Source organism: Microbispora sp. KK1-11, assembly GCF_006874435.1.
Classification (GTDB): Bacteria; Actinomycetota; Actinomycetes; order Streptosporangiales; family Streptosporangiaceae; genus Microbispora; species Microbispora catharanthi.
This window is the reverse complement of the sequence record NZ_VIRJ01000028.1, coordinates 54,544-81,290: the sequence shown is the minus strand read 5'-3', so window position 1 is coordinate 81,290 and position 26,747 is coordinate 54,544. Positions and strand designations below refer to the sequence as shown.

Annotated in this window: 30 protein-coding genes; 13 read left to right on the top strand and 17 right to left on the bottom strand. The window is 71.4% G+C overall.

Annotated elements, in window-relative coordinates; all coding sequences use genetic code 11:
- The first annotated feature begins 64 nt into the window (after positions 1–64).
- The 5 genes from FLW16_RS32030 to FLW16_RS32010 all read left to right on the top strand — a co-directional run bounded on the left by FLW16_RS32030 (position 65) and on the right by FLW16_RS32010 (position 4,747).
- A complete protein-coding gene (locus tag FLW16_RS32030) occupies positions 65–919 on the top strand; it encodes a helix-turn-helix domain-containing protein (RefSeq protein WP_142563857.1) in 855 nt (284 codons plus the stop codon).
- A 187-nt stretch (positions 920–1,106) separates the two neighbouring features.
- Positions 1,107–2,051 (top strand): NADP-dependent oxidoreductase, encoded by a 945-nt coding sequence (locus tag FLW16_RS32025; RefSeq protein WP_142563856.1) that lies wholly within the window; start codon positions 1,107–1,109, stop codon positions 2,049–2,051.
- A 23-nt stretch (positions 2,052–2,074) separates the two neighbouring features.
- The gene (locus tag FLW16_RS32020) at positions 2,075–2,491 is read left to right on the top strand and encodes an alpha/beta hydrolase fold domain-containing protein (RefSeq protein ID WP_142563855.1); all 417 of its coding nucleotides are present in this window, start codon (positions 2,075–2,077) and stop codon (positions 2,489–2,491) included.
- A 13-nt stretch (positions 2,492–2,504) separates the two neighbouring features.
- A complete protein-coding gene (locus FLW16_RS32015) occupies positions 2,505–3,572 on the top strand; it encodes an alkene reductase (protein ID WP_142563854.1) in 1,068 nt (355 codons plus the stop codon).
- Between the two features lie 884 nt (positions 3,573–4,456).
- On the top strand, positions 4,457–4,747 hold the full coding sequence (locus tag FLW16_RS32010; protein WP_142563853.1) for a hypothetical protein: 291 nt from the start codon (positions 4,457–4,459) through the stop codon (positions 4,745–4,747).
- A gap of 104 nt (positions 4,748–4,851) precedes the next feature.
- On the opposite strand, the gene FLW16_RS32005 is transcribed toward FLW16_RS32010, so the two are convergent.
- Positions 4,852–5,115 carry a trypco2 family protein gene (locus tag FLW16_RS32005; RefSeq protein WP_142563852.1) on the bottom strand — a complete coding sequence of 88 codons (264 nt, stop codon included), beginning with the start codon at positions 5,113–5,115 and terminating at the stop codon, positions 4,852–4,854.
- 154 nt (positions 5,116–5,269) lie between these two features.
- Here FLW16_RS32005 and FLW16_RS32000 point away from each other — a divergent pair, with 154 nt between their 5' ends.
- Positions 5,270–5,635 (top strand): DUF2267 domain-containing protein, encoded by a 366-nt coding sequence (locus FLW16_RS32000; RefSeq protein ID WP_185949683.1) that lies wholly within the window; start codon positions 5,270–5,272, stop codon positions 5,633–5,635.
- 23 nt (positions 5,636–5,658) lie between these two features.
- Here FLW16_RS32000 and FLW16_RS31995 read toward each other — a convergent pair whose 3' ends face one another.
- The 5 genes from FLW16_RS31995 to FLW16_RS31975 form a co-directional block, all read right to left on the bottom strand.
- The gene (locus FLW16_RS31995) at positions 5,659–7,062 is read right to left on the bottom strand and encodes a glutamate decarboxylase (RefSeq protein ID WP_142563850.1); all 1,404 of its coding nucleotides are present in this window, start codon (positions 7,060–7,062) and stop codon (positions 5,659–5,661) included.
- A gap of 100 nt (positions 7,063–7,162) precedes the next feature.
- A complete protein-coding gene (locus FLW16_RS31990; protein WP_142563849.1) occupies positions 7,163–7,999 on the bottom strand; it encodes a class II glutamine amidotransferase in 837 nt (278 codons plus the stop codon).
- A 158-nt stretch (positions 8,000–8,157) separates the two neighbouring features.
- On the bottom strand, positions 8,158–8,580 hold the full coding sequence (locus tag FLW16_RS31985; RefSeq protein ID WP_260615802.1) for an Hsp20/alpha crystallin family protein: 423 nt from the start codon (positions 8,578–8,580) through the stop codon (positions 8,158–8,160).
- A 99-nt stretch (positions 8,581–8,679) separates the two neighbouring features.
- On the bottom strand, positions 8,680–9,030 hold the full coding sequence (locus tag FLW16_RS31980; protein ID WP_142563848.1) for a hypothetical protein: 351 nt from the start codon (positions 9,028–9,030) through the stop codon (positions 8,680–8,682).
- A 56-nt stretch (positions 9,031–9,086) separates the two neighbouring features.
- Positions 9,087–9,920: an aldo/keto reductase gene (locus FLW16_RS31975; RefSeq protein ID WP_142563847.1), complete on the bottom strand. Its 834-nt coding sequence runs from the start codon at positions 9,918–9,920 to the stop codon at positions 9,087–9,089.
- A gap of 72 nt (positions 9,921–9,992) precedes the next feature.
- Here FLW16_RS31975 and FLW16_RS31970 point away from each other — a divergent pair, with 72 nt between their 5' ends.
- Entirely contained in the window at positions 9,993–10,868 is an 876-nt protein-coding gene (locus FLW16_RS31970; protein WP_142563846.1) for a Gfo/Idh/MocA family protein, read from the top strand.
- A gap of 35 nt (positions 10,869–10,903) precedes the next feature.
- Here the strand turns inward: FLW16_RS31970 and FLW16_RS31965 are convergent, their stop codons facing one another.
- Entirely contained in the window at positions 10,904–11,482 is a 579-nt protein-coding gene (locus tag FLW16_RS31965) for a thioredoxin domain-containing protein (protein WP_142563845.1), read from the bottom strand.
- Between the two features lie 221 nt (positions 11,483–11,703).
- On the opposite strand from FLW16_RS31965, the gene FLW16_RS31960 reads away from it, so the two are divergent.
- Positions 11,704–12,483 carry a DUF2267 domain-containing protein gene (locus FLW16_RS31960; RefSeq protein WP_142563844.1) on the top strand — a complete coding sequence of 260 codons (780 nt, stop codon included), beginning with the start codon at positions 11,704–11,706 and terminating at the stop codon, positions 12,481–12,483.
- Between the two features lie 15 nt (positions 12,484–12,498).
- On the opposite strand, the gene FLW16_RS31955 is transcribed toward FLW16_RS31960, so the two are convergent.
- The gene (locus FLW16_RS31955) at positions 12,499–13,365 is read right to left on the bottom strand and encodes a tyrosinase family protein (RefSeq protein ID WP_142563843.1); all 867 of its coding nucleotides are present in this window, start codon (positions 13,363–13,365) and stop codon (positions 12,499–12,501) included.
- A gap of 223 nt (positions 13,366–13,588) precedes the next feature.
- On the opposite strand from FLW16_RS31955, the gene FLW16_RS31950 reads away from it, so the two are divergent.
- Together FLW16_RS31950 and FLW16_RS31945 are read left to right on the top strand one after the other, a co-directional pair.
- Positions 13,589–14,326, top strand: a complete 738-nt coding sequence (locus FLW16_RS31950; protein WP_142563842.1) for a pyrimidine reductase family protein — start codon at positions 13,589–13,591, stop codon at positions 14,324–14,326.
- Positions 14,327–14,342: 16 nt separating this feature from the next.
- Positions 14,343–15,419 (top strand): ATP-dependent DNA ligase, encoded by a 1,077-nt coding sequence (locus FLW16_RS31945; protein ID WP_142563904.1) that lies wholly within the window; start codon positions 14,343–14,345, stop codon positions 15,417–15,419.
- 28 nt (positions 15,420–15,447) lie between these two features.
- Here FLW16_RS31945 and FLW16_RS31940 read toward each other — a convergent pair whose 3' ends face one another.
- The 6 genes from FLW16_RS31940 to FLW16_RS31915 form a co-directional block, all read right to left on the bottom strand.
- On the bottom strand, positions 15,448–15,753 hold the full coding sequence (locus tag FLW16_RS31940; RefSeq protein ID WP_142563841.1) for an AzlD domain-containing protein: 306 nt from the start codon (positions 15,751–15,753) through the stop codon (positions 15,448–15,450).
- Entirely contained in the window at positions 15,750–16,664 is a 915-nt protein-coding gene (locus FLW16_RS31935) for an AzlC family ABC transporter permease (RefSeq protein WP_142563840.1), read from the bottom strand. Before FLW16_RS31935 ends, FLW16_RS31940 begins: the two co-directional genes overlap by 4 nt.
- A 161-nt stretch (positions 16,665–16,825) precedes the next feature.
- Positions 16,826–18,946 carry a glycogen debranching protein GlgX gene (gene glgX / locus FLW16_RS31930; RefSeq protein WP_142563839.1) on the bottom strand — a complete coding sequence of 707 codons (2,121 nt, stop codon included), beginning with the start codon at positions 18,944–18,946 and terminating at the stop codon, positions 16,826–16,828.
- A 114-nt stretch (positions 18,947–19,060) separates the two neighbouring features.
- Entirely contained in the window at positions 19,061–19,489 is a 429-nt protein-coding gene (locus FLW16_RS31925; RefSeq protein ID WP_079314144.1) for an OsmC family protein, read from the bottom strand.
- Between the two features lie 92 nt (positions 19,490–19,581).
- Entirely contained in the window at positions 19,582–21,192 is a 1,611-nt protein-coding gene (locus FLW16_RS31920) for an isovaleryl-CoA dehydrogenase (RefSeq protein ID WP_260615800.1), read from the bottom strand.
- Positions 21,193–21,302: 110 nt separating this feature from the next.
- Positions 21,303–22,826 (bottom strand): ankyrin repeat domain-containing protein, encoded by a 1,524-nt coding sequence (locus tag FLW16_RS31915; protein WP_260615799.1) that lies wholly within the window; start codon positions 22,824–22,826, stop codon positions 21,303–21,305.
- Positions 22,827–22,959: 133 nt separating this feature from the next.
- Between FLW16_RS31915 and FLW16_RS31910 the strand changes: the two genes are divergently transcribed.
- The 3 genes from FLW16_RS31910 (at position 22,960) to FLW16_RS31900 (ending at position 25,055) form a co-directional block, all read left to right on the top strand.
- Positions 22,960–23,643: a DUF1707 domain-containing protein gene (locus tag FLW16_RS31910; RefSeq protein ID WP_142563837.1), complete on the top strand. Its 684-nt coding sequence runs from the start codon at positions 22,960–22,962 to the stop codon at positions 23,641–23,643.
- A gap of 109 nt (positions 23,644–23,752) precedes the next feature.
- Entirely contained in the window at positions 23,753–24,250 is a 498-nt protein-coding gene (locus FLW16_RS31905) for a SigE family RNA polymerase sigma factor (protein ID WP_142563836.1), read from the top strand.
- 1 nt (position 24,251) lies between these two features.
- Positions 24,252–25,055, top strand: coding sequence for a hypothetical protein (locus FLW16_RS31900; RefSeq protein ID WP_142563835.1), 804 nt, complete (start codon positions 24,252–24,254; stop codon positions 25,053–25,055).
- Here the strand turns inward: FLW16_RS31900 and FLW16_RS31895 are convergent.
- Genes FLW16_RS31895 through FLW16_RS31885 form a run of 3 tightly spaced genes read right to left on the bottom strand, consistent with a single transcriptional unit; the run spans position 25,052 to position 26,739 of the window.
- Positions 25,052–25,798 (bottom strand): sirohydrochlorin chelatase, encoded by a 747-nt coding sequence (locus FLW16_RS31895; protein ID WP_260615797.1) that lies wholly within the window; start codon positions 25,796–25,798, stop codon positions 25,052–25,054. The two genes, FLW16_RS31900 and FLW16_RS31895, sit on opposite strands and share 4 nt — an antisense overlap.
- Positions 25,795–26,523 carry a phosphoadenylyl-sulfate reductase gene (locus FLW16_RS31890; protein ID WP_142563834.1) on the bottom strand — a complete coding sequence of 243 codons (729 nt, stop codon included), beginning with the start codon at positions 26,521–26,523 and terminating at the stop codon, positions 25,795–25,797. The genes FLW16_RS31895 and FLW16_RS31890 overlap by 4 nt, the downstream gene beginning before the upstream one ends.
- A gap of 60 nt (positions 26,524–26,583) precedes the next feature.
- Positions 26,584–26,739 carry an Insertion element protein gene (locus FLW16_RS31885; protein WP_142563833.1) on the bottom strand — a complete coding sequence of 52 codons (156 nt, stop codon included), beginning with the start codon at positions 26,737–26,739 and terminating at the stop codon, positions 26,584–26,586.
- Positions 26,740–26,747 lie beyond the last annotated feature (8 nt).

Genomic DNA, 26,747 nt, shown 5'->3' with positions numbered 1-26,747 from the left:
CGTGGCACTGAACGCCAAGGCCGCCCACTGCCTGCTGCCTGGACTGTCCGGGCACAATTGGGCTGTGGAACGTCACGAGTTCGGTGCCGCGGTGCGCCAGTTGCGGGAGAGTACGGCGCCTGCGGCTGTCGGGCTACCGATCGGCCGTCGGCGGGTGCAAGGGTTGCGGCGGGAGGAGCTCGGCGAGCTCGCGGGGATGTCTGCGGACTACGTACGCCGGCTGGAGCAGGGGCGCAGCCATCCGTCGGCCGGGGTGGTGAACGCCATCGCCCGTGCGTTACGGATCGGACGGGCGGAGTACGAGCGGCTCTGCGCGCTGGCCGGGTACGCCGCTGCGGACGGGCAGGTGCCGAACGAAGTCGGTCCGGGTGCGATGCGGCTGCTGGAGCGGTTCACGGACACTCCGATGTTCGTCTCCGATGCGGCGATGAATCTCGTCGCCGTGAACAGTGCGTTCATGGCCCTGGGGCATTGGGATCTCACCGGGGACCCGTGGGAGTGGAACATCGCCTGGCGTACGTTCTGCGACCCGTTCAGTGGTTTCAAGCAGTCTGCGGATGACGCAACCGATCACCAGGCGGTCCTGGTCGCCCGCCTGACGAGCGCGGTGTTGCGCTACCCCGCCGACGCGTCGCTTGCCGCGCTGGTGGACGAGATGCGGAGCCGAAGCCGCCTGTTCGACACCTTGTGGCGCACGCCGCGACCGGTGGCGGCCTACGAGAGCAGTGCCGCGTTCATTCATCCGGACGGCGGCTCCGTTACGCTCGTCGGCAGCCTGCTCGCCATCCCGGGCGACGATTTGGCGGCTCTGATGCTCACCGCGGCGCCGGGCTCGGCCGATGCGGCGCGTCTGGCTGAGATCGTCGGCGTCGGCGGGGAACCGGCCATCATCAAGGTGGGCCAGCCTGGCCCAGGCTAACCGCGCCGGATCCTGCGAAGTTGAGTGACGTCTCCAGCAACCGCGGATCCAGTGGCTGCCTCCGGGCGGCTTTGGTGACGCGGGGCTGGACGCCTTCGCAACTCGAAGCAGGCCGCAGGGTCACCTCTGCGTCGCAATCGCTTCAAGTTCGAAGCACTTGGCGGCACTCACAGAGGCAGGTTCTGCAATGAAGGCAGTGCGTTTTCACAAGTTCGGCGGTCCTGAGGTCCTGCGTTACGAGGACGTGGCGCAGCCCACCCCCGGAGTCGGTCAGGTCCGGATTCGCGTCGCCGCGACGTCGTTCAACGGCGTCGACGGCAACATCCGCGCGGGCTATATGCAGGGCCCGATCCCGGTCGAGCTTCCCCACACTCCCGGCATCGACGTCGCCGGCACGGTCGACGCGCTCGGTGACGACGTGGACGACGTCGCGGTCGGCGACCGGGTCGTCGGCCTCCTGCCGATGACGGGACCCGGGGCGGCCGCGGAGTATGTGATCGCGCCGGCGGAGATCTTGACGGGGGCGCCCAAGAACATCCCGTTGGCCGACTCGGCGGCGTTGCCGCTGGTGGGTCTGACCGCGTGGCAGGCGCTGTTCGACCACGGCAAGCTGACCGCCGGTCAGCGGGTGCTGATCAACGGCGCCGGCGGAGCGGTCGGCGGATACGCGGTGCAGTTGGCCAAGGAGGTCCGTGCCCACGTGATCGCCACGGCCAGCCCGCGTAGCGCCGAGCGTGTCAAGGCCGCCGGCGCCGACGAGGTGATCGACCACACCACCACCGACGTGACCGCGGCGGTGACCGAGCCGGTCGACCTCGTACTCAACCTCGCGCCGGTCGCCCCGGAACATCTGGCCGCACTGGTCACGCTGGTCCGTAACGGCGGCACCCTCGTCAACACCACCGTCTGGATGCCCGCCCCTTCCGACGAGGAGCGCAGTGTGCGCGGCATCGACCTGTTCGTCCGCAGCGACGCCGACCAACTCGCCGACCTGGCCGCTCGTGTCAGCACCGGCGAGTTGCGCGTTGACGTCGCCCAGCGGGTGGCGCTGGCCGACCTGCCCGCACTCCACGCCCAGGCCGGCGCGGGCGAGCTACCGGGCAAGACCGTCGTCCTCGCGCCCACGGCCTGACACGCTCGCCAGGAGAAGCAGTCATGTCTTTGTCCTTGGATCCCGAGATCGCCGAGGCACTGGCCCCGATGGCCGATGCGATGGCCGAGGCCACACCACCGGGAGTGGGCGACATCGAGGGGCGTCGTGCCCTGTGGGAACCGATCATCGGTGCCGCGAGCAACGCCCAGCCCATTCCGGCCGATGTCACGATGACCGACCACGCTCCGGCCCGGCTCGAAGACGCCACCGGCCTTCCGCCTGCCTACATCGAGGTGGGCCAGCTCGACGTCTTCCGCGACGAGGACCTCGCGTGCGCGGCCAAACTCAGCCGCGCGGGCGTCCCGGTCGAGTTTCACCTGCACCCCGGAGCCCCGCACGAGTTCGACTCGATCGCCTTCAAGGCCGACGTCGCTCAACGCGCTACCGCCGACCGCATCCGCGTTCTCGCGTCACTGTAGAACCGAGGCTTTCATGAAGACTCTCTGGACTCCCACCACTGTCGGATCCATCGAGCTCCCGCACCGTCTCGCCATGGCGCCGATGACCCGCGACCGATCCAGGGCCGACGGCGTCCCCACCGACCTCAACCGCGAGTACTACCGTCAGCGCGCCTCGATGGCCCTGATCATCACCGAGGGCACCCAGCCGTCCGCCGACGGGCAGGGCTACCTGCTGACCCCGGGCATCTACACCGAGGCGCACATCGCGGGCTGGCAGGAAGTGACCAACGCGGTGCACGCCGCCGGTGGTCGCATCGTCGTCCAGCTCATGCACACCGGCCGCATCTCCCACCCGGACAACACGCCGCACGGTCGGCAGCCCGTCGCGCCGTCGGCCGTCCAGCCCAAAGGCGCGATGTTCACCGCGTCCGGCCTGCAGGACATGCCCACCCCACGGGCGCTGACGACCGAGGAGGTCGCCGGCGTGGTCGAGGAGTTCCGCCGCGCGGCCTCGGCCGCCGTCGCCGCCGGCTTCGACGGCGTCGAGATCCACGGAGCCAACGGCTACCTCGTCCACCAGTTCCTGTCCAGCAACGCCAACGAGCGCATCGACCAGTACGGCGGATCGGTCGACAACCGCATCCGCTTCGCCGTCGATGTCGCCTCGGCGATCGCCGGCGAGATCGGCGCCGAGCGCACCGGCCTGCGCCTGTCGCCCGGCAGCCAGTACAACGACATCGTCGAGAACGACGTCCACACGCTCTATCCGGCGCTGGTCGCCGCCCTGGCCCCGCTCGACCTCGCCTACCTGCACCTGATCCACGGCGGCGACGAGGAGCTGCTCCGGGACCTGCGCACGGCGTGGCCCACCGCCCTGCTGCTCAACCGCGCCGGCGCTCCGCTGACCGACCGGGTCGCCGACCTCGACACCGGCGTCGCCGACGTGATCACGGTCGGCACCATGGCGCTGGCCAACCCCGACCTGCCGGCGCGCCTGCGGACCGGCGCCCCGCTGAACGAGCCGGAGCCGGCCACGTTCTACGGCGGCGACCATCGCGGCTACACCGACTACCCCACCCTCGACGCGAGCGCGAACTGACCGGGTGCCGGCCGGTCCAGCGGACCGGCCGGCACGCCGTGGCGGGCGTGGACGCGCCGTCGCCGCAGCTGTCGCCGGACGACCTCGCGGAACGCCGCCGCCGCGCGGCAGAGCTCGCCGCGACCTACCGCAGTGAATTTCTGTGACCACTGCGACGAGCAACCTGCTACCGCTGACCGCCACGAGCCGCGCAACGGCGGTGGTGTGCGGGGGCGGCCATCGGGGTGATCCTCTCGGAGACGGGAGTGGTACTCGCCGGATGACCCGGCGATTTCCGCTGAGAGGTGACCTGCCTTTCCCGACGTCGGCACGGCGCTCTGGCTGTAGGCATCCACCCGAAGACGCCCGGCGAGCCCAGGCGCGTGCAGCCCGGCAAGGCGAGGCCGTCCAGCTGATCGTGACCCGCCGGGTGACGATTTTGTCCGCCCGTCTCCGCTCTTGATCGGCTCTTGCATTTCCGCCCGGTGTCCCTGGAGACGGGTGCGGGGATGGTCCTGGCGAGCGCTCGCCGACGGGGGAGCGGGCGCTCGTCCCCGGGCAAGACCGCACACGGACGAACCTGGAACACCCGAAGAGCCTCGCCCTCGCACCGCTGCCGAGGGCGGGGCCGTTGTGCACAAGACCGAGCGGGGGGAGACACCCGGATGTGCCTGAGCTGCGGCTGCGGCGAGCCTGACGACGACCACGGGAATCCCGACCACATCACCTGGACGGATCTGCGGAAGGCCTCCAGGGCTGCGGACATCAGCCCGGAGCAGGCCGCCGACAACATCAGGTCCGGGACGGAAGCCCTTGGCACGCCGCCTTCCTGACGCCGGGCCGTTCTCCCCTGGCTGGAACAGCTGGAAGCCGCCGCTAGACCGATATGTATGGAGAGTGACCAAGTGACGACACCGGTCAAGAGGATCACGATGTCCAAGCCGTTCTGCGCCCTCGCGGGCGTCGGCCCGTACGCGCTCGCCAAGGCCGGCGAGGTGTACGAGGACATGGCCGTCCGCGGCCGCAGGATCGTGAGCAGGATGAGCCGGGAGGCCGCGCAGGAGTTCGAGGAGACCGCGCACGAGCTGGAGGACATCTCCAGGACCGCTCGCCAGCAGGAGAGGCAGGAGCGGGAGAGGGAGACCGTCGGTACGGCGACGGGCGGCCGGAGCCGCACCACGACTACCAGGGCGTAATGTGCGTCCTGCGGCGGTCCCGCCCTCTTCCTGGAGGGTGGGACCGCACTTTGCGCTCCCGCCCGCGCCGGCCTGGCGCTTCTCCCTCCCCGCCGGCCGGGCTCTCAGCCGTGAGGCTCGAAGACGGGGGTCATCGGGAAGGTGATGCGGTGGGTGTCGCCGCCCTTCGAACCGCCTGCCTCGACCACTTCGAGCACCGGTTCGCCGTCCTTGCTGTTACGGGTGATCTGGACCAGGATCTCCACCTCGACCGTGCCGACGCTGAACCGTATCTCCTCGCCCAGGACCTCAGCCCTGATGCGGGCCTTGCCGATCTCACCTCGGATCACGTCTATCGCGTCAGCCAGCGACAGTGCCTCGTGTGCCATCTGTCCCTCCCCGCGTCGCCCTTGTGAACGGCCGACCTCGGTGTCATTCCCGCTCAAAAGCCAGGGGTGCCGGGACCTCGGTATGCATCGCTCCAAGCTTCTGGGCGTCCGCCGGCTCCGTGTCGGGCGGACGCCGGAGGGGAATGGAGCCAGTGTGGAGCACAGGGACTTCTTCGGCAGGGTGGCCGAGCGCAGCGGCCTGTCGCGTGAGGAGGCGGCGGATCTGAGCCGCGCGACACTGGAGATCCTGGGAGACCGGCTCAGTGCCACGGAGGCTCAGCATCTCGCGCTCGAACTTCCGGAGCCTCTCCGGGAGTCGATCCACGTCGGTGATCCGATCCAGCGGTTCGGTTTCCGCGAGTTCGTCTCGCGGATCAGCAAACGCACAGGGCTGACCGCGGAGGAGACGAGGGGAGGGATCCGGGCCGTCCTGCTGACGCTGCGGGACGCTGTTCCGGACGAGACCTTCGACCATGCCATATCGCAGCTGCCGGCCGAGTTCCAGCAGGCCGCGGAGTAAGCCGTACGGCCGGGGCGGTGCGGTCAGTGGTGGAAGCTCGTCCCCTCCTCTGGGCCGAACATGGGCCCTGGCTGCTTGCGCAGCCACGGCAACAGGTCCCGGAGGTCGTCGACCAGCCGGTCGGCCAGGTCCAGCGAGAACCCGTTGCGGCACACCACCCGCAGCACCTGCAGATCCTGCCGGTTGGGCGGGAAGGTGTAGGCCGGCACCAGCCAGCCCCACTCCCGGAGCCGTCGCGAGACGTCGTAGACGTTGAACCGGGTGACGTCGTCGGTGGTGGTGAAGGCGAACACCGGCAGTTGGTCGCCACGTGTGAGGAGCCGGAAGCAGCCGAGCCCCTCGATCTGCCGGGCGAGGTGCGTCGCCACCTCCCGCAGGGCGCCCTGCACCTGGCGGAAGCCCTCATGGCCGAGCCGCAGGAAGTTGTAGTACTGGGCTACGACCTGCGATCCGGGCCGGGAGAAGTTGAGCGTGAACGTCGCCACGTCACCGCCGAGATAGTTCACGTGCTCCACCAGATCCCCGGGGAGCGCCTCCCGATCCCGCCAGAGGACCCATCCGAGTCCCGGGTAGACCATCCCGTACTTGTGACCGGAAACGTTGATGGAGGCGACCCTCGGAAGGCGGAAGTCCCACACCAGGTCCGGCTCGAGGAACGGGGCGATCATCCCTCCCGACGCGGCGTCCACGTGCACGGGCACGGACCGTCCCGTGCGTTCCTCGAGAGCGTCGAGTGCCGCGCAGATGTCGGCGACCGGCTCGTAGCTTCCGTCCATCGTGGAGCCCAGGACGGTGACGACGCCGATGGTGTTCTCGTCGCACTGCCCAGCGGCCTCTTCTGCACCCAGGTGGAACCGGTCGCCCTCCATCGGGACCAGGCGGGGCTCCACTTCCCAGTAATTGCAGAACTTCTTCCAGCACACCTGGATGTTGACGCCCATCACCAGGTTGGGACGCGCCCCGGAGGCGTAGCGGTCGGCGTTGCGGTGCACCCAGCGGCGTTTGAGCGCCATCCCGCCGAGCATGCACGCCTCGCTGGATCCGACGGTGGAGGTCCCGAGTGACGCGTCGGGGTCGGGGGCGTTCCACAGGTGGCGGAGCATCGGGATGCAGCGCTGCTCCAGCTCGGCCGTCGCGGGATACTCGTCCCTGTCGACGAGGTTCCTGTCGGCGGTGTCGCCCATCAGCGCGTGCGCCTCCGGCTCCATCCAGGTGCTGACGAAGGTGGCCAGGTTCAGTCGCGGGTTCCCGTCCAGCATCAGCTCGTCACGGATGAGCCGTGACACGGCGGAGGGCGCCATGGGCCCCTCGGGAAGCCGGTGCCGCGGCGGCACCGCGGTGATTCCGGAGGCGGGGTCGGTCACCCCGAACAGCGGATTGACCCATACGGGTCGCTGCTCGGCCCGCCTGTTCTCCTGTGACGTCACCCCGTCCACGCTCCCCTCGGCCGGTCCCCTGAGTGAGTCTGGCAGGCGGCGGCTACAGGCCGGACAGAAGGCGACTAAAGACGCAGTATGGGCACTTCTGTCATTTAGGCGGTTTTGGGGTGAAAGGGTGCATTTCGAACATGCCGGGTTTGACGACGGTGTACGTCGACTCCGGCACCTCCACCCACAGTCCGGGCAGGTCGCGCAGGGGTTCGGAGACGACGACCCGTGCCTCGTCGGAGATCTCGAGGGGTTCGAACACCTCCGGATGCAGCTTCCGGAGGCTCTGCGTGTTGGTGCTGTGAAAGAGCGACCGCGAGTGGCGCTCGGTGGAGTAACGGAAGGACCACAGCCGCTCGCCGTCGGATGACGCCAGGGACATCTGGAGCGGGTGTTCCACATCGTGTCTCCAGCCCGTCCGCTCCACGAGACCCGCCATCCGCTCCACCGCTCCCGGCGGGTCCTCCTGCAGCCCCAGCGTGAGCGCCAGGAAGAACATCACCTCCGAGTCGGTGGACCCCTCGATCGACGGGTACAGCTCCGGGGCGATGGCCATGACGAGGTCCCGTTTGAGGCGGCCGAACTCGGAGATCACGCCGTTGTGCATCCACATCCAGGTGCCGTAGCGGAACGGGTGGCAGTTCGTCTGCTGTATCGCCGTCCCAGAAGACGCGCGCACATGCGCCATGAACAGCGGTGACCGGACATGGCGGGCGAGTTCGCGAAGGTTGCGGTCGCCCCAGGCGGGCTTGGTGTCCTTGAACACCGCGGGCAACACGCCGTCGTCACCGTAATAGCCGACGCCGAACCCGTCGCCGTTCACCGTCTCAGCGCCGTACCTGGCGTGGAGGCTCTGGTCGATCAGTGAGTGCTCCGGCTCGTAGATCAGCTTCTCCATGGCGATCGGCGAACCGGTATAGGCCAGCCAGCGGCACATATGTCCTGTCTACCCGCGACCCGGCGGACGGAACTCTCGGATGAACGCCAGGCAGGATCGCGTCCTCGACGGGAACGCCACACCCCCAGACGCCGATCCGCCCTCACGAGCGCCGGCGACCGTATCGACGGAAGAAGGGCCCGCGTCCGAGGGCGCGGCTAGCGCTGCGGCCGCTCGACCGGAATGCGCTTGACGCGCTCCTCCTTTCCGGCGAGCCGCACGCTGACCTCCAAGATCCCCTTGTCGTACGTCGCCCGGACGTCGCTCTCGTCGGCGTTCGGTGGCAGCACGATCGACCGGACGAACGTGCCGTACCGGAACTCGGTGCGCTGCCCCTCCCGTTCTTCCTGTCGCCGCTCGGCACGAATGGTGAGGATGCCGTTCGAGACCGTGATCTCCACGTCCTTCTCCGGGTCGATCCCGGGCAGTTCGGCGCGCAGTACGTACCTGCCGTCCTTGATGTAGTCCTCGAACCGGATCTGTGGCCCGGCCATCGGCCGGAGCGCGGCGAACGGCGCCTCCAGCAGGTCGAACAGATCGGGAACCATGCTCCTGGACTCGCGTCGCATCGGAACGCTCACGGGGCTCCACCTCCGTCTTCCGCTTGGCTTCCCCTGACCCTTCCCTTTCGGTGTGCTCCGCACGCCTCGTCCCGTCAACCCCGAGCGACTCGGCGGCCGTCACATCAGCTCGTCCAGCATCCCGTGCAGGTGGGCCGCAGCGACCTCGATGTCGGTGTACTTCAACCGCGCGGCCCGTACTTCCGCCGCGATGACGCCGCATCGGTGCACCTTCTCGAAGTCCCCGAAGGGGAACTTGTAGTGCCCCTTGTTGTCCTCGTCCTGGTCGTCGTCCACACCCAGATACCACTTCCCGTACTCGCCGAATCCGTGCTGCTTGATGAACGCGTTCTCCCGGGCCGCGGAGGGCTGGTGCTCGCTCCAGTCGTCCATCGAGTCCAGCGCGACCCGCTTCTGCCTGATCAGGCTCTTGGCGTGGTCGAACGCCCGCTGGTTCAGCTTCACCGCCATGGCGGGTCCCCCGATCTGCCGTTCCCGCGCGCCTCGGTCCGTACGCGCGGCGAGGCTCAGAGCGTTTCGAGCGGCCGCCGCGAGAGCGGCGGCGGGAATGCCGCGTCGAGCAGCAGGAGATCGTCGTGGGTCAGGTGGACGCCCAGGGCCGCCGCATTGTGCCGGACGTGGGCGGGGTCGCCCGCCTTCGGTATCGCGATCACGCCGTCGTTCCTGAGCACCCATGCCAGGGCGACCTGCGCCGGGGTGGCCTCGTGCCGGTCGGCCACGTCGAAGAGCGCCGGATGGTCCAGCATCCGGCCCTGCTCGATCGGCGAGTACGCCATGATCGGCAGGCCCCGCTCGCGGCACCAGGGGATCAGCTCGTACTCGGGTCCGCGCCTCACGAGGTTGTACAGGATCTGGTCGGTCTGCACGGCCGCGCCTCCGGGGAGCGCGACGACCTCCTCCATGTCGGAGACGTCGAAGTTGCTGACTCCCCAGTGCCTGACCAGCCCCGCGGCGACAAGGTGCTCGAAGGCGGCGAGGGTCTCCTCCAGCGGGACCGGGCCCCGCCAGTGGAGCAGGTAGAGATCCAGCCGGTCGGTCCCGAGACGGCGCAGGCTGCCCTCGCAGGCGGCGACGGCGCCCGTGCGGGTCGCGTTCTGCGGCAGGACCTTGCCGACCAGGAACACCTCGTCGCGGTGGCCGGCGATCGCCTCGCCGACCAGGCGTTCCGCCCGGCCGTCGGCGTACATCTCGGCGGTGTCGATCAGCGTCATGCCGAGCTCCACGCCCAGCCGTAACGCCCTGATCTCCGTTTCCCGCAGCGACCGGTCCTCGGCCATCCGCCAGGTTCCCTGGCCGAGGACCGGGACCTCCTCGCCGGACGGAAGCTTGGTCGTACGCACGGCGACCTCCCAGGCCGACTACCAGCCAGCCTACGCACCCCGGGCCGGGAGGCGGCGCCTAGAGTGGACGGTATGGCCATCGCCATCGGCCTCGCCGGTGCGGGCCGCCGGGCAGCGGAGGTGCACGCACCGGCCATCGCGGCGTGTCCAGAAGCGCGCTTCGCGGGCGTGTGGGCGCGATCACCGGGCGCCACGCAGGCCCTCGCGGCGCGGTACGGCGTGCCGGCGTCCGGCCGCTTCGAGGACCTGCTCGACCACTGCGAGGCGGTGGTGTTCGCCGTGCCGCCTCCCATCCAGCCCGGCCTGGCGGAGGTCGCGGCGCGCCAGGACAAGGCACTGCTCCTGGAACGGCCCGTCGCGGGCGATCTGGCCGGCGCGGAGCGTCTGGCCGAGGCCGCCGAACGCACGGTCTCGCAGCTCGCGCTGCTCTGGCGTTACTCGGCGACAGTCCGCCGCTTCCTGACCGGCGCGGTGCCGAAGACCTTTCCGAAGGGGGCCAGCGGTCTGGTCGTCACGACCGCCCCGCCCGACCCGCGCCCATGGCGCAGAGGATTGAGCGTGCTGCGCGGGGACCTCGGCCCCGATCTCCTGGATCTCCTCGACGCCGCGCTCGGCCGTGTGATCGGCGTTCACGCGCACGGCCGGCCGACCGGCTGGTTCGGGATGATGTTCGAGCACGAGGGTGGGACCTACAGCGAGGTCTCCATGTACACCTCGCCCGAGCCCGTCAGGGAGCGCGCCGAGATCGAGGTGTTCGGTTCCGGCGGCGTGGCGGACGTCGACGGCGTGGCCGCCGTTGGCCGGGAGGCCGTCGACACCATGTACCGCGAGTTCACGGACACCGCCGAGCACCGCCGGCGGCACGAGCTGGACGCGGCCCGCGGCCTGCACCTTCAGCAGGTGATCGAGGCCGTGGAGAGCGACCTGCTCCACCGTGACGGGGACTGAGCGCGCCGCCTGCTCGCCGGCCGCCCCGGACGAGGTCAGCGCGCCGCGGCGGCCACGGCGGCGGTGATGGTCCGGAGGTTCGCCGGCACCGGGACGTTCTCGACGAGGACGGTCGGCGTGCCGCTGACCCCCCGCTCCATCGCCATCGCCGTGACGTACGCGGCCCAGTCGAGGTAGGTGTGGGCGTGCACGCACCCGCCGAAGGCGGGGCCGTCGAGCCCCACCAGCCGGCCGATCTCGGTGAGCTCGTCGTCCGTCAAGCCCGGCCCGCCCTCCGGCGGCTGGTTGGCGAACAACGCCTCGGCGTACTCCACGAACATCCCTCCGTCCGAGGCGCAGCCGGACGAAGCGGACGCGCGCGAGGAGTAGGCGTTGGCCGACAGTTCGTCGAGGAAGGCCATCGGGTGGTAGACGACGGTGGCGAGCCCGTCGTCCACCATGGCGTGCAGCGTCGGTCCCGCGGTCTCCTCGAACCGCCGGCAGAACGGGCACAGGAAATCGACGTAGACGTCGATCGTCACCGGGCCCGCGCCCACGACGATGCCGTCTCCGCTCACGGAGGCCCCGGCGGGTATGTGCCGCGGCACCGATGCTCTGCGTGCGTGCGTGGTCATGAGGTCCTCCCGCAACCGGCTCGGCCGACTGCGGTTCCTACCCCCGCCAAGCAGTCCACGGCTACGGAAGGCCCATTTTTGGGAAAACCTCTGTCGGCGGCTGGCCGGGCGCCCGCTGAGCAGGGACAGGAGCCGCCGCCGGCGACGGATGGCCGGCCCGGTTGACGGGTAGCTGACCACGAGAGGCGAAAGCATGCGGTGTCGACGCGAGGAGCGCGCCCGTGGAATACGAAGAGTTCCTCGAAATCGTGAGCCGGCAGACGGGCCTGGACGCCGAGGGCGCCCAGCGCGCCATCCGGGCGACGCTGGAGACGCTCGCTCGACGGTTGTCGAAGGGCGAGAGGCGCGATCTCCTCCGGCAGTTGCCCGCTGAGCTGAAGCCGTGGATCTACACGGAGGCGGGCTCCGAGGCCTTCGACGTCGACGAGTTCCTTCGGCGCGTGGCCGAGCGGGAACAGGTGGAGGACATCGAGGAGGCGGAACGGCACGCACGAGCCGTCTTCTGGGCCCTGGGCGCCGCCCTGGACGCCAAGGAGGTGGCAGACCTCGCGGCCGACCTGCCGGAGGACTTCGATCCTCTGGTGGCGGAGGCGCAGCGGCGGCAGGTGCGGGTCATGCCGGCTTCGGAGTTCCTGACCAGGGTCGCGCGGCGGACCGGGCTCGACGCCGGGGGCGCCGCACGCGCCACCGAGGCCGTGCTGGAGACGCTGGCCGAGCGCATCGCCGCAGGAGAGGTGCGAGACCTCATCCGCGAACTGCCGGTCCGGCTGCACCCGCCGCTGAGGCGGGGTGCGGCCGACCGTACCGGTACGGCCAAGCGGATGCCGCTGGAGGAGTTCCTGCGCCGGGTGGCGGAGCGTGAGGGCGTCCCCGTCGACCAGGCGAGGGAGCACGCCGCCGCCGTGTTCGCCACGCTGCGCGAGGCCGTCACGACCAAGGAGTTCTTCGATGTGACCGTTCAGCTGCCCGACGAGTACTGGACCCTCATCCCCGGCCCGTAGGCCACGGGCCCGGTGTCAGCGCGTACGCGGCCACACGCCGTCGTAGCGGTAGCCCAGCTTCTCGACGTCCAGGACATTCGTGACCGGGTCGCCGTACCGGGGCAGGCGGCTCTCCTCGGTGACGTCCCCGTAGGCCGACCGGACCGGAGCGTCGGGGTGGCGGGATCGCCACATGTGCCACAGCAGGTCGCCGAAGCAGGCGACGACCCAGTACAGGGGGTCGTTCGGGGCGGCGGGCTGGGACAGGTCCCCTCCGATGCCCATCTGCACCGCGCCGATGTGGATTTCCAGCTGCATGTTGAACACCTGGAAGTCCGGATTTTTCAGCATGTTGGCGATGAGATCGGACGAGGCCCACGCGGGGATCTTCCCGCCGTCGGCGTACGAACGCCGGAGCGGATGAACCCGTGGGACTTTGGCGGTCCACCCGGCGAACGCGCCGTCGAGCACGGCCTGATCGTGCTTCGCGCTGCCGTTTCCCCCGAAATACGCCTTAGACAGCACCGTCGAGCGTTCCGGCGCCCGGCTGTCGAGGGGCCAGTCCCAGTACGGCACGGACACGGCCGGATCGACGCGCTGGAGCTCCCGCTCGAAGTGCAGGAGATACCTGCGCTGCCACGGCAGGAAGAAGCCGTTGGCGTGGGTGGCCGCGAAGTCGTCCGCGTAGGTCTTGACCAGCGCGTCGTAGGTTCCTCGTGCCTTCAGCGCGCGCACCGCCCGGACGAACGCCTCCCACTGCTCCTTGGTCATGTCGCCGACCCGCCTGCGGGCCGGCGGCCGGGCCGGGTCCGCGTGCGCCGCCGTCCCGCGCACCCCGAACGCGATCGCCGCCGTGCCCCACACCGCCGATGCCAGCAGTTCCCGCCTGCTCGGCCCGCGCATATATCCGCCCCCCGAATGTCACCGGATTCCGTGGCCTGTTCCGACCGGCGGAAAGATTAGAACGGCGAAGCCGCCGGGGGCTGGATTTGGCGCCGTGTCGGCCATGAGGCGGTCCGGCGTGGCCGTGGCGGCGGAGAGCAGTGGCGGCGGTACCGGGACGCCGTGAAGACGCCGCGGGGGCGTCGCGGCGGCGTTGTCGGTGCGGTGTGCCACTGTAGGAACCGTGCGCCGCATCCACCCCTACGCCGAGGACGAGCCGGACATCCCCGCCGCCTACGCCTACCCGCGCGACCACTGGCTGCGCCTCAACATGGTGGCCAGCGCCGACGGCGCGGCCTGGGTCGAGGGCCACTCGGAGGGCCTGTCAGGCCGGGCCGACAAGCGGATCTTCGGACTGCTGCGCGGCCTGGCCGACGTGGTGCTGGCCGGGGCCGCCACCGTCCGCACCGAGGGATACCGCCCGGCCCGCCCGCGCGAGTCGTGGCGGGCCCTGCGGGAGGGCAGGCCCCCGGCGCCGCCCATCGCCGTCGTCACCCGCCGCCTCGACCTCGACCTCGGTAGTTCGCTGTTCACCGAGGCGGAGCCGTACGCCAGGACGATCGTGATCACCACGGAGTCGGCGCCGAAGGACCGCCGCGAGGAGGCGGCCGCGAGGGCCGACCTGATCGTCGCGGGCGACGAGCGGGTCGATCTCGCGACGGCCGTGAGCGAGCTGCGCGACCGGGGGCTCGGCCGCGTCCTGTGCGAGGGCGGTCCCCGGGTGAACGCGCAGCTGGCCGCCGCCGGCCTGGTCGACGAGCTGGCGCTGACCGTGAGCCCGCTGCTGGCCGGCGGCGACGCGGCGCGCATACTGGACGGCGTCGCGTCGCACACGCCGCTGACCCTCGCCCAGGTGCTCGAAGAGGACGGCTTCCTCTTCTGCCGATACATCAGGGAGGCGCAGGATGAAGCTTCCGGTTGAGCCGCAGATCCCCGACCTGGACCTGCCGGTCGTGCCGCCGGTCGCGCCGATGCTCGCCAAGGCGGTCAAGGGGCTCCCGAAGCAGGACGGCACGCTCTACTACGAGCCGAAGTGGGACGGCTTCCGCTGCATCGTCTTCCGCGACGGCGACGAGGTCTTCCTGGGCAGCAGGAACGAGCGGCCCTTCACGCGCTACTTCCCCGAGCTGGTCGAGGCCGTCAGGCGGGAGCTGCCGCCCAAGTGCGTCGTGGACGGCGAGATCGTGCTGATCAGGGGACAGTCGCTCGACTTCGACGCGCTGCAGCAGCGCATCCATCCGGCGCAGTCCCGGGTGCGGCTGCTGGCCGAGAACACGCCCGCGTCGTTCGTCGCATTCGACCTGCTCGCCACCGGGACGGAGGACCTCATGGAGGCGCCGTTCTCGGAGCGGAGGGCCCGGCTGGAGGAGATGCTGGCGGGCGCGGGCCGGTCCGTACGGCTCACGCCGGTCACCCAGGACGAGGGCCGGGCCGCCGAGTGGTTCGACGCGTTCGAGGGCGCCGGTCTGGACGGCATCGTCGTCAAGCCGGGCGACCAGCCGTACACGCCGGACAGGCGGGTGATGTTCAAGGTCAAGCACGAGCGGACGGCCGACTGCGTGGTGGCGGGCTACCGCGAGCACAAGTCGGGGCCGGTCGTCGGCTCGCTGCTGCTCGGGCTCTACTCGCCGGACGGCCGCCTGCACCACGTGGGCGTCGCGGCGTCGTTCCCGATGAAGCGGCGTGAGGAACTCGTCGAGGAGCTCGCGCCCTACCGGGTGGAGGACCTGAGCGAGCATCCGTGGGGACACTGGGCCGAGGTCGCGGCGGGCGGCGCCGAGGGCCAGCGCCTGCCCGGCGCCGTGTCGCGGTGGAACGCCAAGAAGGACCTGTCGTTCATCCCGCTGCGGCCGGAGCGGGTGATCGAGGTGGCCTACGACCACATGGAGGGCGACCGGTTCCGCCACACCGCCCAGTTCCGCCGCTGGCGCCCGGACCGCACCCCGGAGTCCTGCACCTACGAACAGCTCGAACGTCCGGTGAGCTACGACCTCGACAAGATCCTCGCCCGCTGACCGGCCCGACCGTCAGCCGGCCAGATCGTCAGCCGGCCAGCGCGCGGACGGCGGCGGTGACGACGACCGCGACCGCGACGATCACCAGGAACGGCGCGCGCAGCAGCAGCGCGACGGCCGCCGCGGCGAGCCCCGCGGCCCGGGCGTCGACGACGAGCGTGCGGCCGTCGGCGAAGGTCTGCAGGGCGATCAGCGCGGCCAGCGCCGCGATCGGCACCAGGGCGGCCAGCCTGCGGACGAGCGGCCGCTCCAGAACCGCCGCCGGCACGGAAAGGCCGAGCAGTTTCACGGCGTAGCACCCGGCCGCCGTGACGACGATCGCGACCCAGATCATCGGCGTACTCCTCGGGGCGCGCGGCGGGACAGGAGCCGTGAGGCGGCCAGCACGGCGGGCGCGGCGAGCACGGCCACCAGCACCGGCACGCCCGCGGGCACGAACGGCACGCAGGCGAGGGCGAGCACGACGGCCAGCAGCGCGACCGCCGCCTCCTCGCGCCGGATGAGCGCCCGGACGTGCGCCCGGACGAGCGGGGCCCGGGCCGGCGGTGTGCCGGGCGGCGCCGCCTGCGGGCCGGACGCGTCGTCGGCCGGTTCCGCAGAAGCCGCAGAAGCCGCAGGAGCGGCAGGAGCGGCAGGAGCGGCAGGAGCGGCAGGGGGAGCGGTGTCAGGCGCGGAGGAGGAACGGGCCCGGAGCATGGGGAGGAGCAGCGCGAGGAAGACGGCCGGGCCGGCGGCGTCGAGCCCCCAGGCCGCCGGGTCGCCGAGTGCGGATGCGCCCAGCGCGCCCAGGAACGTGGTGATGTTCCATCCGGCGTACAGGCTGACCCCGGTGACCGTGAACCCGAGCCGGGCGAGGCGCCGGTCGGGCTGAGCCAGGGCCACGGCGGAGGTCTCGTCGATCACCCACTGCGCGGCCAGTGGGCGGACCGTTTTGGGGAGGCCGAGCAACTGCGAAAGCCGCAGCCCGTAGAAGGCGTTCCGGACGCCGAGCAGCAGCGCCCCGGCCGCGGCGGCGAGCGGGTTCCCGCCGGTGCCGAGCGCGCCCACCAGCGCGAACTGGGACGCCCCGGTGAAGACGAACAGCGACAGCACGCAGGTCTGGACGATGGTCATCCCCGCACCCGCCGAGGTGACGCCGAACGCGAAGCCCGACAGGCCGACGGCCGTGCCGACCCCGAGGGCGTCCCGCACGACCGCCGCCCGGGGCTTCGGCGGCAGGCCGGCCTGCACTGGTGTCGTGGTCACCCGCCCGAGAGTAACGAAGTGTGCAGGTATGTCCCCTATGGGGGTAAGCGGCCACGCCGCGCGGCGAGATCGACAGTTCTCGCCACCGATCCCTGTGAAAAGCAGGCCCGCCCGGCCGCGACCCGGCCTCCCGGCGGGCCCGGGGGCGGCAGCGGGGACGCTCAGCCGTCGGCGGAGACCAGGACCCGCATGGACCGGTCGGCGAGGCAGACCTTGGCCCCGGCGGGCAGGGTCTTCTCGGCGTACGGGTCGTCGCGGACGTCCTCGTCGGCGGTGTCGAGGACGGGACGCCAGGCGGCCCCCAGCTCCGGGCCGGGGAGGGCGAACGTCAGGTTCTCGTGGTGCGCGTTGATCAGCAGCAGGAACGTCTCGTCGCTGATCCGCTCGCCGCGCGGGCCGGGCTCGCTGATCGCGTCGCCGTTGACGTACACCGCCAGCGACTTCGCGTAGCCGGTGTGCCAGTCGCCGTCGGTCATCTCGGTGCCGGACGGCGTGAGCCAGATGATGTCCCTGCTGCCGTCCCCGACCGTGCGGCCCTGGAAGAACCGGCGCCGCCGGAAGACGGGATGCGCCCGCCGTAACGCGGCCAGGCGGCGGACGAAGTCGAGCAGGTCGCCCTCCTGCCGGACCAGCGACCAGTCGATCCAGGAGGTGTCGTTGTCCTGGCAGTAGGCGTTGTTGTTGCCGTGCTGGGTGCGGCCGAACTCGTCGCCCGCCAGCAGCATCGGCACGCCCTGGGACACGAACAGCGTGGTGAGGAGGTTGCGCCGCTGCCGGTGGCGCAACCGTACGATGCCGGGATCCTCCACCGGGCCCTCGGCGCCGCAGTTCCAGGAGCGGTTGTCGTCCGTGCCGTCGCGGTTGCCCTCGCCGTTGGCCTCGTTGTGCTTGTGGTCGTACGACACGAGATCGGTGAGGGTGAACCCGTCGTGGGCGGTCACGAAGTTGATCGAGGCGACAGGGCGGCGGCCGCTGCTGGCGTACAGGTCGCTCGACCCGGCCAGGCGCGAGGCGAACTCGGGCAGCGTCTGGGAGGCCCCGCGCCAGAAGTCCCGCACGGAGTCGCGGTACTTGCCGTTCCACTCGGTCCACAACGGCGGGAAGTTCCCGACCTGGTAGCCGCCGGGGCCGACGTCCCACGGCTCGGCGATCAGCTTGACCTGCGAGATCACCGGGTCCTGCTGGATGAGGTCGAAGAACGCGCTCAGCCGGTCGACGTCGTGCAGCTCCCGCGCCAGCGCGGCGGCGAGGTCGAAGCGGAAGCCGTCCACGTGCATGTCGAGGACCCAGTAGCGCAGCGAGTCCATGATCAGCTGAAGCGCGTGGGGCGAGCGGACGTTCAGCGAGTTGCCGCACCCGGTGTAGTCGAGGTAGTAGCGGCGGTCCTCCTCGCGCAGACGGTAGTAGGCGACGTTGTCGATGCCCCTGAAGCCCAGCGTGGGGCCCATGTGGTCGCCCTCGGCGGTGTGGTTGTAGACCACGTCGAGGATCACCTCGATGCCCGCCTCGTGCAGGGCGCGCACCATCGCCTTGAACTCCTGGACCTGCTCGCCGCGCTGCCCCGAGCTGGCGTACGTGTTGTGCGGCGCCATGTAGGCGATCGTGTTGTAGCCCCAGTAGTTGGTCAGCCCCCGGGCGACCAGGAAGTGCTCCGGCACGAACTGGTGGACGGGCATGAGCTCGACCGCCGTCACGCCGATCGACTGGAGGTGGTCGAGCACGGCCGGGTGCGAGAGCCCCGCGTAGGTGCCCCGCTGCTCCTCGGGGACGGCGGGATGGCGCATGGTCAGGCCGCGCACGTGCGCCTCGTAGATCACCGTCTCGTGGTAGGGCGTGCGGGGCGGCCGGTCGTTGCCCCACTCGAAGAACGGGTTCACGACCACGTTCTTCGGCATGTACGGCGCGGAGTCCTCGGTGTTGAGCCGCGCGGGGTCGGAGAAGTGGTAGGAGAACAGCGACTCGTTCCACCGCACCGAGCCCTCGATCGCCTTGGCGTACGGGTCGAGCAGCAGCTTGGACGGGTTGCACCGGTGCCCGTGGTCGGGCCGGTAAGGCCCGTGCACCCGGAAGCCGTACCGCTGGCCGGGCATGATTCCCGGCACGTAGCCGTGCCAGACGAACCCGTCGACCTCGGGCAGGTCGACGCGGGTCTCTCCGCCCCTGTCGTCGTACAGGCACAGCTCGACCCGCTCGGCCGCCTCCGAGAACACCGAGAAGTTGGTGCCCACACCATCCCAGGTGGCGCCGAGCGGGTAGGGCTCTCCAGGCCAAACCTCGCGCATGTAACCTCATTCTCCACTGCCCGGGCGAATCGTGCACCCGTGACGACCCCTGCTCTCGCACGGGAACGCGGGAGCCCCCGCCGGATCGGGTCCGGCGGGGGCTCCCGCTGGTGCTCAGCCGACGAGTTCGGCGTTCAGGGTGATCGTCGTGCCGGCGAGCGCCTTGCTCACCGGGCAGTTCGCCTTGGCCGTCTCGGCGGCCTGCTGGAAGTCCTCGGCCGAGATGCCGGGCACCTGCCCGCGGACGGAGATCACGATGCCGGTGATGCCCTCACCTGGCTGGAAGGTCACGTCCGCCCGGGTCTCCAGCGACTGCGGCGGCGTGCCCGCCTTGGCCAGGCCGTTGGACAGGGCCATCGAGAAGCACGAGGAGTGGGCGGCGGCGATCAGCTCCTCCGGGCTCGTCTTGCCGTTGGCCTCCTCAGCCCGCGAGGGCCAGGAGACGTCGAAGGTGCCGACCCCGGAGGAGTCGAGCGAAACGGTGCCCGAACCGTCGAGCAGCGCGCCCTTCCACTGCGTCGTCGCGGTACGAGTGGTCGCCATGGCGACTTCCCTTCACTAGCGAGTCTTAATCCGTCAGCAGCGACCTTAACGCCGCCGCCGACGCGATGGACTCACCGGCATGGCCGGCCGGCTCACGCCGGCGCCGCCCGGTCCAGGATCGCCTCGAGATCGAGGCCGGAGGGCAGCGTGCCGAAGGCGCGCCCCCAGTCGCCGGACAGGCGCGAGGCGCAGAACGCGTCGGCCACCGCGGCGGGGGCGTGCCGTACGAGCAGGGACGCCTGCAGGACCAGCGTCATCTCCTCGGCCACCCGGCGCGCGTCGGCCTCTCCCGCCGAGGCGAGCCTCTTCAGCACCCGCTCGGCCGCGTCGGCGACCCTCCTGTCCTGGGCCAGCGCCACCTCGGCGAAGAACGCCTCGACCGCCTCGGGCTCCCTGGCCATCACGCGCATCAGATCGAGGGCGGCCACGTTGCCCGAGCCCTCCCAGATGCCGTTCAGCGGCGACTCCCGGAACAGCCGGGGCATCTGCGACTCCTCGACGTACCCGTTGCCGCCGAGGCACTCCAGCGCCTCGGCCGCGTGGACCGGCGCCCGCTTGCACACCCAGTATTTGCCGGCGGCGAGGGCGGCCCGCCGGAACAGGCCCTCGGCCGCGTCGCCCTCGATGGCCCGGTCGGTCGCCCCGGCCAGGCGCATCATGAGCGTGGTCGCCGCCTCCGACTCCAGCGCCAGGTCGGCGAGCACCGAGCGCATCAGCGGCTGCTCGGCGAGCGTCCGGCCGAACGCCTTGCGGTGACGGGTGTGGTGGAGCGCCTGCGTCAGGCCGTACCGCATGCCGGCGGCCGAGCCGATCACGCAGTCGAGCCTGGTCATGTTCACCATCTCGATGATCGTCCGGACGCCCCGGCCCTCCTCGCCGACGAGGTAGGCGACGGCACCCTCGTACTCGACCTCGGCCGAGGCGTTCGACCGGTTGCCGAGCTTGTCCTTCAGCCGCATCAGGCGCATCGCGTTGCGGGTGCCGTCGGGCAGCACGCGGGGGAGCAGGAAGCACGACAGCCCGCCCGGAGCCTGGGCGAGCACCAGGAACACGTCGCACATCGGGGCGGAGTTGAACCACTTGTGGCCGGTCAGCGCGAAGCTTCCGTCGCTCAGCGGCTCGGCCCTGGTGGTGTTGGCCCGCACGTCGGAGCCGCCCTGCTTCTCGGTCATGGCCATCCCGGCCAGCACGCCGCGCTTGTCCCGCGGCGGGCGCAGCCCGAAGTCGTACGTGCGGGAGGCCAGCAGCGGCTCCCACTCCGCCCGCAGCGCCGGCGAGTGCCGCAGCGCGGCCACGGCGGCGTACGTCATGGAGATCGGGCAGCCGTGCCCGGCCTCGACCTGCGACCAGGTGAAGAACTTGGCGGCCCTGGCGACGTGCGCACCCGGCCTGGCCGACGTCCAGGGCGCGGCGTGCGCGCCGCTCTCGACCGCGACCGTCATCAGCTCGTGCCAGGCCGGGTGGAACTCGACCTCGTCGATCCTGTTGCCGTACCGATCGTGGGTGCGCAGGACGGGCGGGTGCTCGTTGGCCAGCCGCCCCCACTCCTGCGCCTTCGCCGAACCGGCCAGCAGGCCGAGCTGGCGCAGTTCCCCGGTCGCCCAGTCCGCCCCCTCCCTGGCGAGCCCCTCCAGCAGCGCCGGGTCGGCCGAGACGTCGTGGCCGGTCAGCGGGGGCACCTGGTTGGTCACGTCGTGGGTCACTGGGTCCTCCTGTGGTCGATGCCGGGACTCGTCCCTACCGGGACGTCCAACATGCCGGGACTCCATCTCAACACCTCGAAGGGCCGGGACAAACACCGGGCGGCGAACGGTCAGGCGCCGGAGATCTCCAGGCCGAGCTCCTGGGCCGCCTCCAGGGCGAGGTCGCGGGCGTAGTCCTGGTCGGCGCCCGCCTCGCACAGCACCCGGTGGACGCCCTCGATCGCGCGCCGGTCCCCGCGCCCGGCCAGGCCCCGCGCGGCCTCGGCCACCGTCGTCAGATCGCGGTCGGTCAGCCGGGTGGCCAGGGCGTCCCTGATGAGGGCGGTGTCGGCGGGCAGCCCCGCGATGCCCATCGTGGCCCAGTCGCGCACCTCGTCGTCGGCGCACCGGCTCAGCCGGATCAGCGTGGTCAGCCCGTCCTCGTCGTCGGGGGGCAGGACCGCGGCGAGCGCGATGGGGTCGTGGACCGTGGGCTCCCGGCCCGGGCTGTTGACGATCTGCAGCACCTCGGGGAGCGCCCGTTCGTCGGCCTGGTGGCCGAACGCGTGGAGCAGCGCCTCGACGACCGCGGGCTCGGTCTCGTGCCGGGCCATGTCGCGCAGGATCTCCAGGGTGCGGTCCCGGTAGGGGTCGTGCCCCGCGCTCCGGCCGAACCCCGGCTCGCCGGCCCCCGTCTCCTTGCCGAAGCCCGGCTCCTGGCCGAATTCGGCGAGCACGTCGACGCCGAACTCCCGCTCCACCGGGTCGTCGCTCTCGCACAGCCGAGCTAACGCCAGGAACGTCTCCTCGTCGTGGCGGGCCTGGAGCGCGTGGACGGCCGCCCACCACGTCTCGTCGTCCTCGTCCAGGTCGCGGTAGGGCAGCGCGCGCCTGAGCAGCACGTCCGCGGGCGGCCGCAGGCCGAGAGCCGCCTCCAGGATCGTCGCGACGGCGGCGTGCCCGTGCTGGCGCGTGATCGAGTAGCCGCCGTCGGCGCCGCGCGCCTCGACCGTGACCCGCCGGGTGCCGTCCGGAGCGGAGGCGTGGACCACCAGCACCGTGTGGTCGCCCTCCACCCTCGCGGAGACCTCCTCGCGCAACACGGCTTCGAGATCCACCGTCGCCAGCCGCGCGGCGATCTCCAGCGGGACCGCGCCGTCCCAGCCGGGCGCGGACGGGTCGGCGCCGTGTTCCAGCAGGGACCAGACGATCCCGTACGCCCCGAAGATCGCGGCCAGCGTCAGCGGGGTGTCGCCGTCGTCGTCGGCCCGGCCGGGATCGGCCCCGGCGTCGAGCAGGATGTCGGCCGACTCCAGGTTGCCGTTGGCCGCGGCCCACAGCAGGGCCGTCCAGCCGCCCTCCTCCGCCGCGTCGGGGTCGGCGCCGCCGTCGAGCAGCGCCTGCACGGTCTCGGCGTGGTCCCAGCACGCCGCCGCGCAGAGCGGAAGGCCCTCTTCGTGCCCCCCGCTCGGCTGGTCCGGGTCGGCGCCGTACTCCAGGAGCAGCCTGACGATGTCGTGGTGACCGCCGACGGCCGCCCGGTAGAGCGGCGTCGTCCCCTGAGCGGGGTTCACGGCGGTGTCCGGGTGCAGCATCGCCGCCACCCGCGCGACGTCCCCTCCCGCTATCGCCTCCAGCAACCTGCTGCGGGTCACGATTCCATGCTCACACAGCCTCTACCGGGCCTCGTCCGCAGGGATCGTCTCCCGGGATCGTCTCCCCGGATCGCTCGCAGGATCGTTCCCAGGGAGGAGGGAGAGCGAGGCCGCGCAGGATACGGTGAAGGGCGTGAACGATCCGGGTGGTATGCGGGCGTCCGACGCCGAACGCGAGTCCGTGGTGGAACGGCTGCGCGTGGCGTCCGCGGAGGGGCGGCTGACCCTCGCGGAGCTGACCGAGCGCACCGAGGCCGCCTATCTGGCGCAGACCCACGGCGAGCTCGCGCAGATCACCGCCGACCTGCCGGGCGGCGCTCCCGCTCCCGCGCCTGCCGTGCCGGCCACCCCACAGGGCAGGATGCGCAAGTGGGTCGTGGCGGTGATGGGCGACGCCAAGAGGACCGGCACCTGGCGGATCGACGACGGCATCGGCGCGGTCTGCGTGATGGGCGACGTGGTCCTCGACCTGCGCCAGGCCGAGGTACGCGGGCGTGAGGTGGACATCGTCGCCACGTGCGTGATGGGCGATGTGAAGATCATCGTGCCGGACGGCGTCGACGTCGAGCTCTCCGGCGTCACGATCATGGGGGACAAGAAGGTCCAGGTGGTCGAGGCGCCCCGCGGCCAGTTCGCCCCCGTCGTCAAGGTCACGGCCTACGTGCTGATGGGCGACGTGAAGATCATCGGTGACTCCCGGGCCGAGCCGATCAAGCGCGGCTGGTTTGCCTGGAGCGAGTGGTGGCAGGAGCGCCGTCAGCGCCCGGGCTACGGCGGATACGAGGTCCCCGACCGCCGCCACCGCGGCCTGCACTGATCCGGCTCGCCCGAACAGGCGGGCCGTACGAGGCAACGGAGGGGCGCTCCCAGGGCGTAGTCATCGGTGACCGTTCACCAAGGGATCACCGAGAACCTGGGGGCCGCACATGCGCGACCGGGCCGACTTCGAGCGCTACGTCGAGCAGCGCTCGGACCGACTGCTGCGGACGGCCTACCTGCTCTGCCGCGACTGGGCCACCGCCGAGGACCTGCTGCAGACGGCGCTGGCCAAGGCGTGGCTGGCCTGGCGCAGGGTCGGCGAGAACCCCGACCCGTACGTCTACCGCATCCTGGCCAACACCCACGCCTCCTGGTGGCGCAGGCGCTGGCGGGGCGAGCGGCCGACCGATGTGCTGCCGGAACCGGCCGTCGGCGACCCCGCCGACCTGCTCGGCGCCCGCGACGCCGTACGGCAGGCCCTCACCTGCCTGCCGCAGAAACAGCGCGCCGTGATCGTGCTGCGGTACTTCGCCGACCTGGGCGACGCGCAGATCGCGGAGATCCTCGGCTGCTCGGTCGCCACCGTGCGGAGCCAGGCGAGCAGGGCCCTGGCCAGGCTGCGCGTCGATTCCGCCGCCCGCTCCGCGATGAGCCTGGAGGGCTGACATGACGATGACCGACAACGAGCTGCGCGATCTGCTCGCCCGGGACGCGTCCACGGGGGGAGGCGCAGGCGTCACCCTGGCCGACGTCGACCGGCGGGTGCGGCGCATCCGGCGCCGTCGCGGCGCCGCCGGGGCGGTGCTGGCCGCCGGCCTGGCCGCCGTGGTGATGGCGGCGACCGCGCCGCGTACGGTCACGATCGCGCCCGACGACGGCCCCGCCGCCGCCGCGACGGCCGGCCCCTCGCTGACTCCGCCTTCCCTGACTCCTGGGGTGTCGTACCTCGCGGGGCAGCGGGCGTTTCTTGTGGAGGAGATCGAGACGGGCGGACGCGTCCTGCGGTTCCCCTACACGGGCATCAGCGAGTCGGTGAACGTGCGGGTCGACTGCCGTGAGCCGTCGTACGGGTTCGTCTGGCTGAACGGCCGGCTGGAGGCCCAGGGCGTCTGCGGCCTCCAGAGCGACCATGTCGACCACCCGATCTCGTGGATCAACGAGTCCGGCAGGAATCTCGCGGGACACAACGAGGTGGCCGTGGCGCTGGTGCCGGTCCGGCGGGCGGCGGCGGACCGCGACCCGGACGCGCCGATTCCCGCGCTGGGCGAGCAGGAGGCCGAGCGCGTCATCGCGGAGACCGGCGAGTATCGCACCCACGCCAGGGTGACGATCCGGGAGGCGTGGCTGCTGCGCCCGGCGCCGACACCGATCAACTGCGACAGGGACATCGTCATCCGCAAACCGAACGGGCAGGAGATCCTGTCGTCGGCGTGCGACCGGCCCACCGGCTTCCCTTTGCCCGTGGACTAGGCGGCCTCGGAGGCGGCGCGTACGGCCTGGGCGTGGCGTTCGAGCAGGAGCGTGACCAGTTCGGGGGCGGGGCCGAGGACGCCGGCCACGGCGTGCGCCCCGGCCTCCAGGGTGTCGCGCTCCACCGCGTCGGCGAAGTAGCCGGGGGCCAGCAGGTAAGGCGCCACCACGACCTTCGGGGCGCCCGCGCGCGTCAGCCGTACGACCTCGTCCCCCGGGGCGGGCGCGGCGGCCGAGGCGTAGGCGGCGGTGATCGACCACCAGGGCCGGGTGCGCGCCCACTCGCGGGCGACGGCGGCGATCGTCGCGTTCGCCCGGCGGTCGCTGGAGCCGGCCGAGACGAGCACCACGGCGGTGTCCGGGTCGCCGATCTCCACACCGGCCTCGGCGAGGCGGCGTTCGAGGGCCCGGACGAGCAGCGGGTGCGGGCCGAGCGTGGGGCCGCAGACGGCCCGCAGTCGCGGCGTGCGGCCGGCCGCCTCCCGCAGCGCCGCCGGGATGTCCACCCGGCTGTGATAGGCGGCGGTGAGCAGCAGGGGGAGCACCACGGCCTCGTCCAGCCCCGACAGCGCCTGCGGCAGCGACGGCGGGGCGTGGTCGAGATAGGCGGCGCGGACGTCCAGGCCGGGCCGCGCGCGCCGTACGCCGTCGAGCAGCGCCTCCACGGTCGCGGTGGCGCGCGGGTCGCGGGACCCGTGCGCCACCGCGATCAGCGGCGCGCCTGCGTGCGGGACGGTCGTCACAGGTGGATGCCGCACTCGATCTTGCCGAGGCCGGCCCAGCGGCCGCTGCGCGGGTCCTCGCCCGGCGCCACCCGGCGGGTGCAGGGGGCGCAGCCGATCGAGGGGTAGTCGTCGTAGTGCAGCGGGTTGATAAGGACGCCGTTGTCGGCGATGTAGTTGTCCACGTCCTCCTGCGTCCACCGGGCGATGGGGTTGACCTTCACCATCTGCCGCTTGGCGTCCCACTCCACGACCTTGGTGTTCGCCCTGGTGGGCGACTCGTCGCGGCGGATGCCCGACACCCAGGCGAGGTACGGCTCCAGCGCCCGGTTGAGCGGCTCGACCTTCCGCAGGTAGCAGCACAGGTCGGGGTTGCGCCCGTAGAGGCGCGGCCCCAGGTCGCGGTCCTGCTCCTCAACGGTCCTGGACGGCTTCACGTTGATCACGTTGACCTTGTAGACCGCCTCGATCGCGTCCCGCGTGCCGATGGTCTCGGCGAAGTGGTAGCCGGTGTCGATGAACAGCACGTCGACGCCGGGCTTGACCCTGCTGACCAGGTCGATCAGCAGGGCGTCGCTCATCGACGAGGTGAGACAGAGGCGGTCGCCGAAGGTGGCCGCGGCCCAACGGATGATCTCCCGGGCGGGCGCGTCCTCAAGGAAGCGCGCCGCGGACTCCACGATTCCCTGGAGGTCCAGCGTCACCCGCTGCCGCTCCAGCCCTGCCTCTATCTCCGCCACCGACATCGGTACTCCTCACACGTCGTTCATTGGTTCATCGGATGATTGGATGAAAGCCCTCGGGGATCACGAACGCACGCCGAGGCCGAGGAATTTCACCCGGAAGGCACGGGCGCAGGACCTGCAGTACCATCCGTGGCTCTCCTCCTCGGTCACGTAGGGCTCCAGGTCCTCCTCGCCGCAGTACGGGCAGTAGAACGGCGCCGCCCGCTCTGTGCTCATTCGCTCGC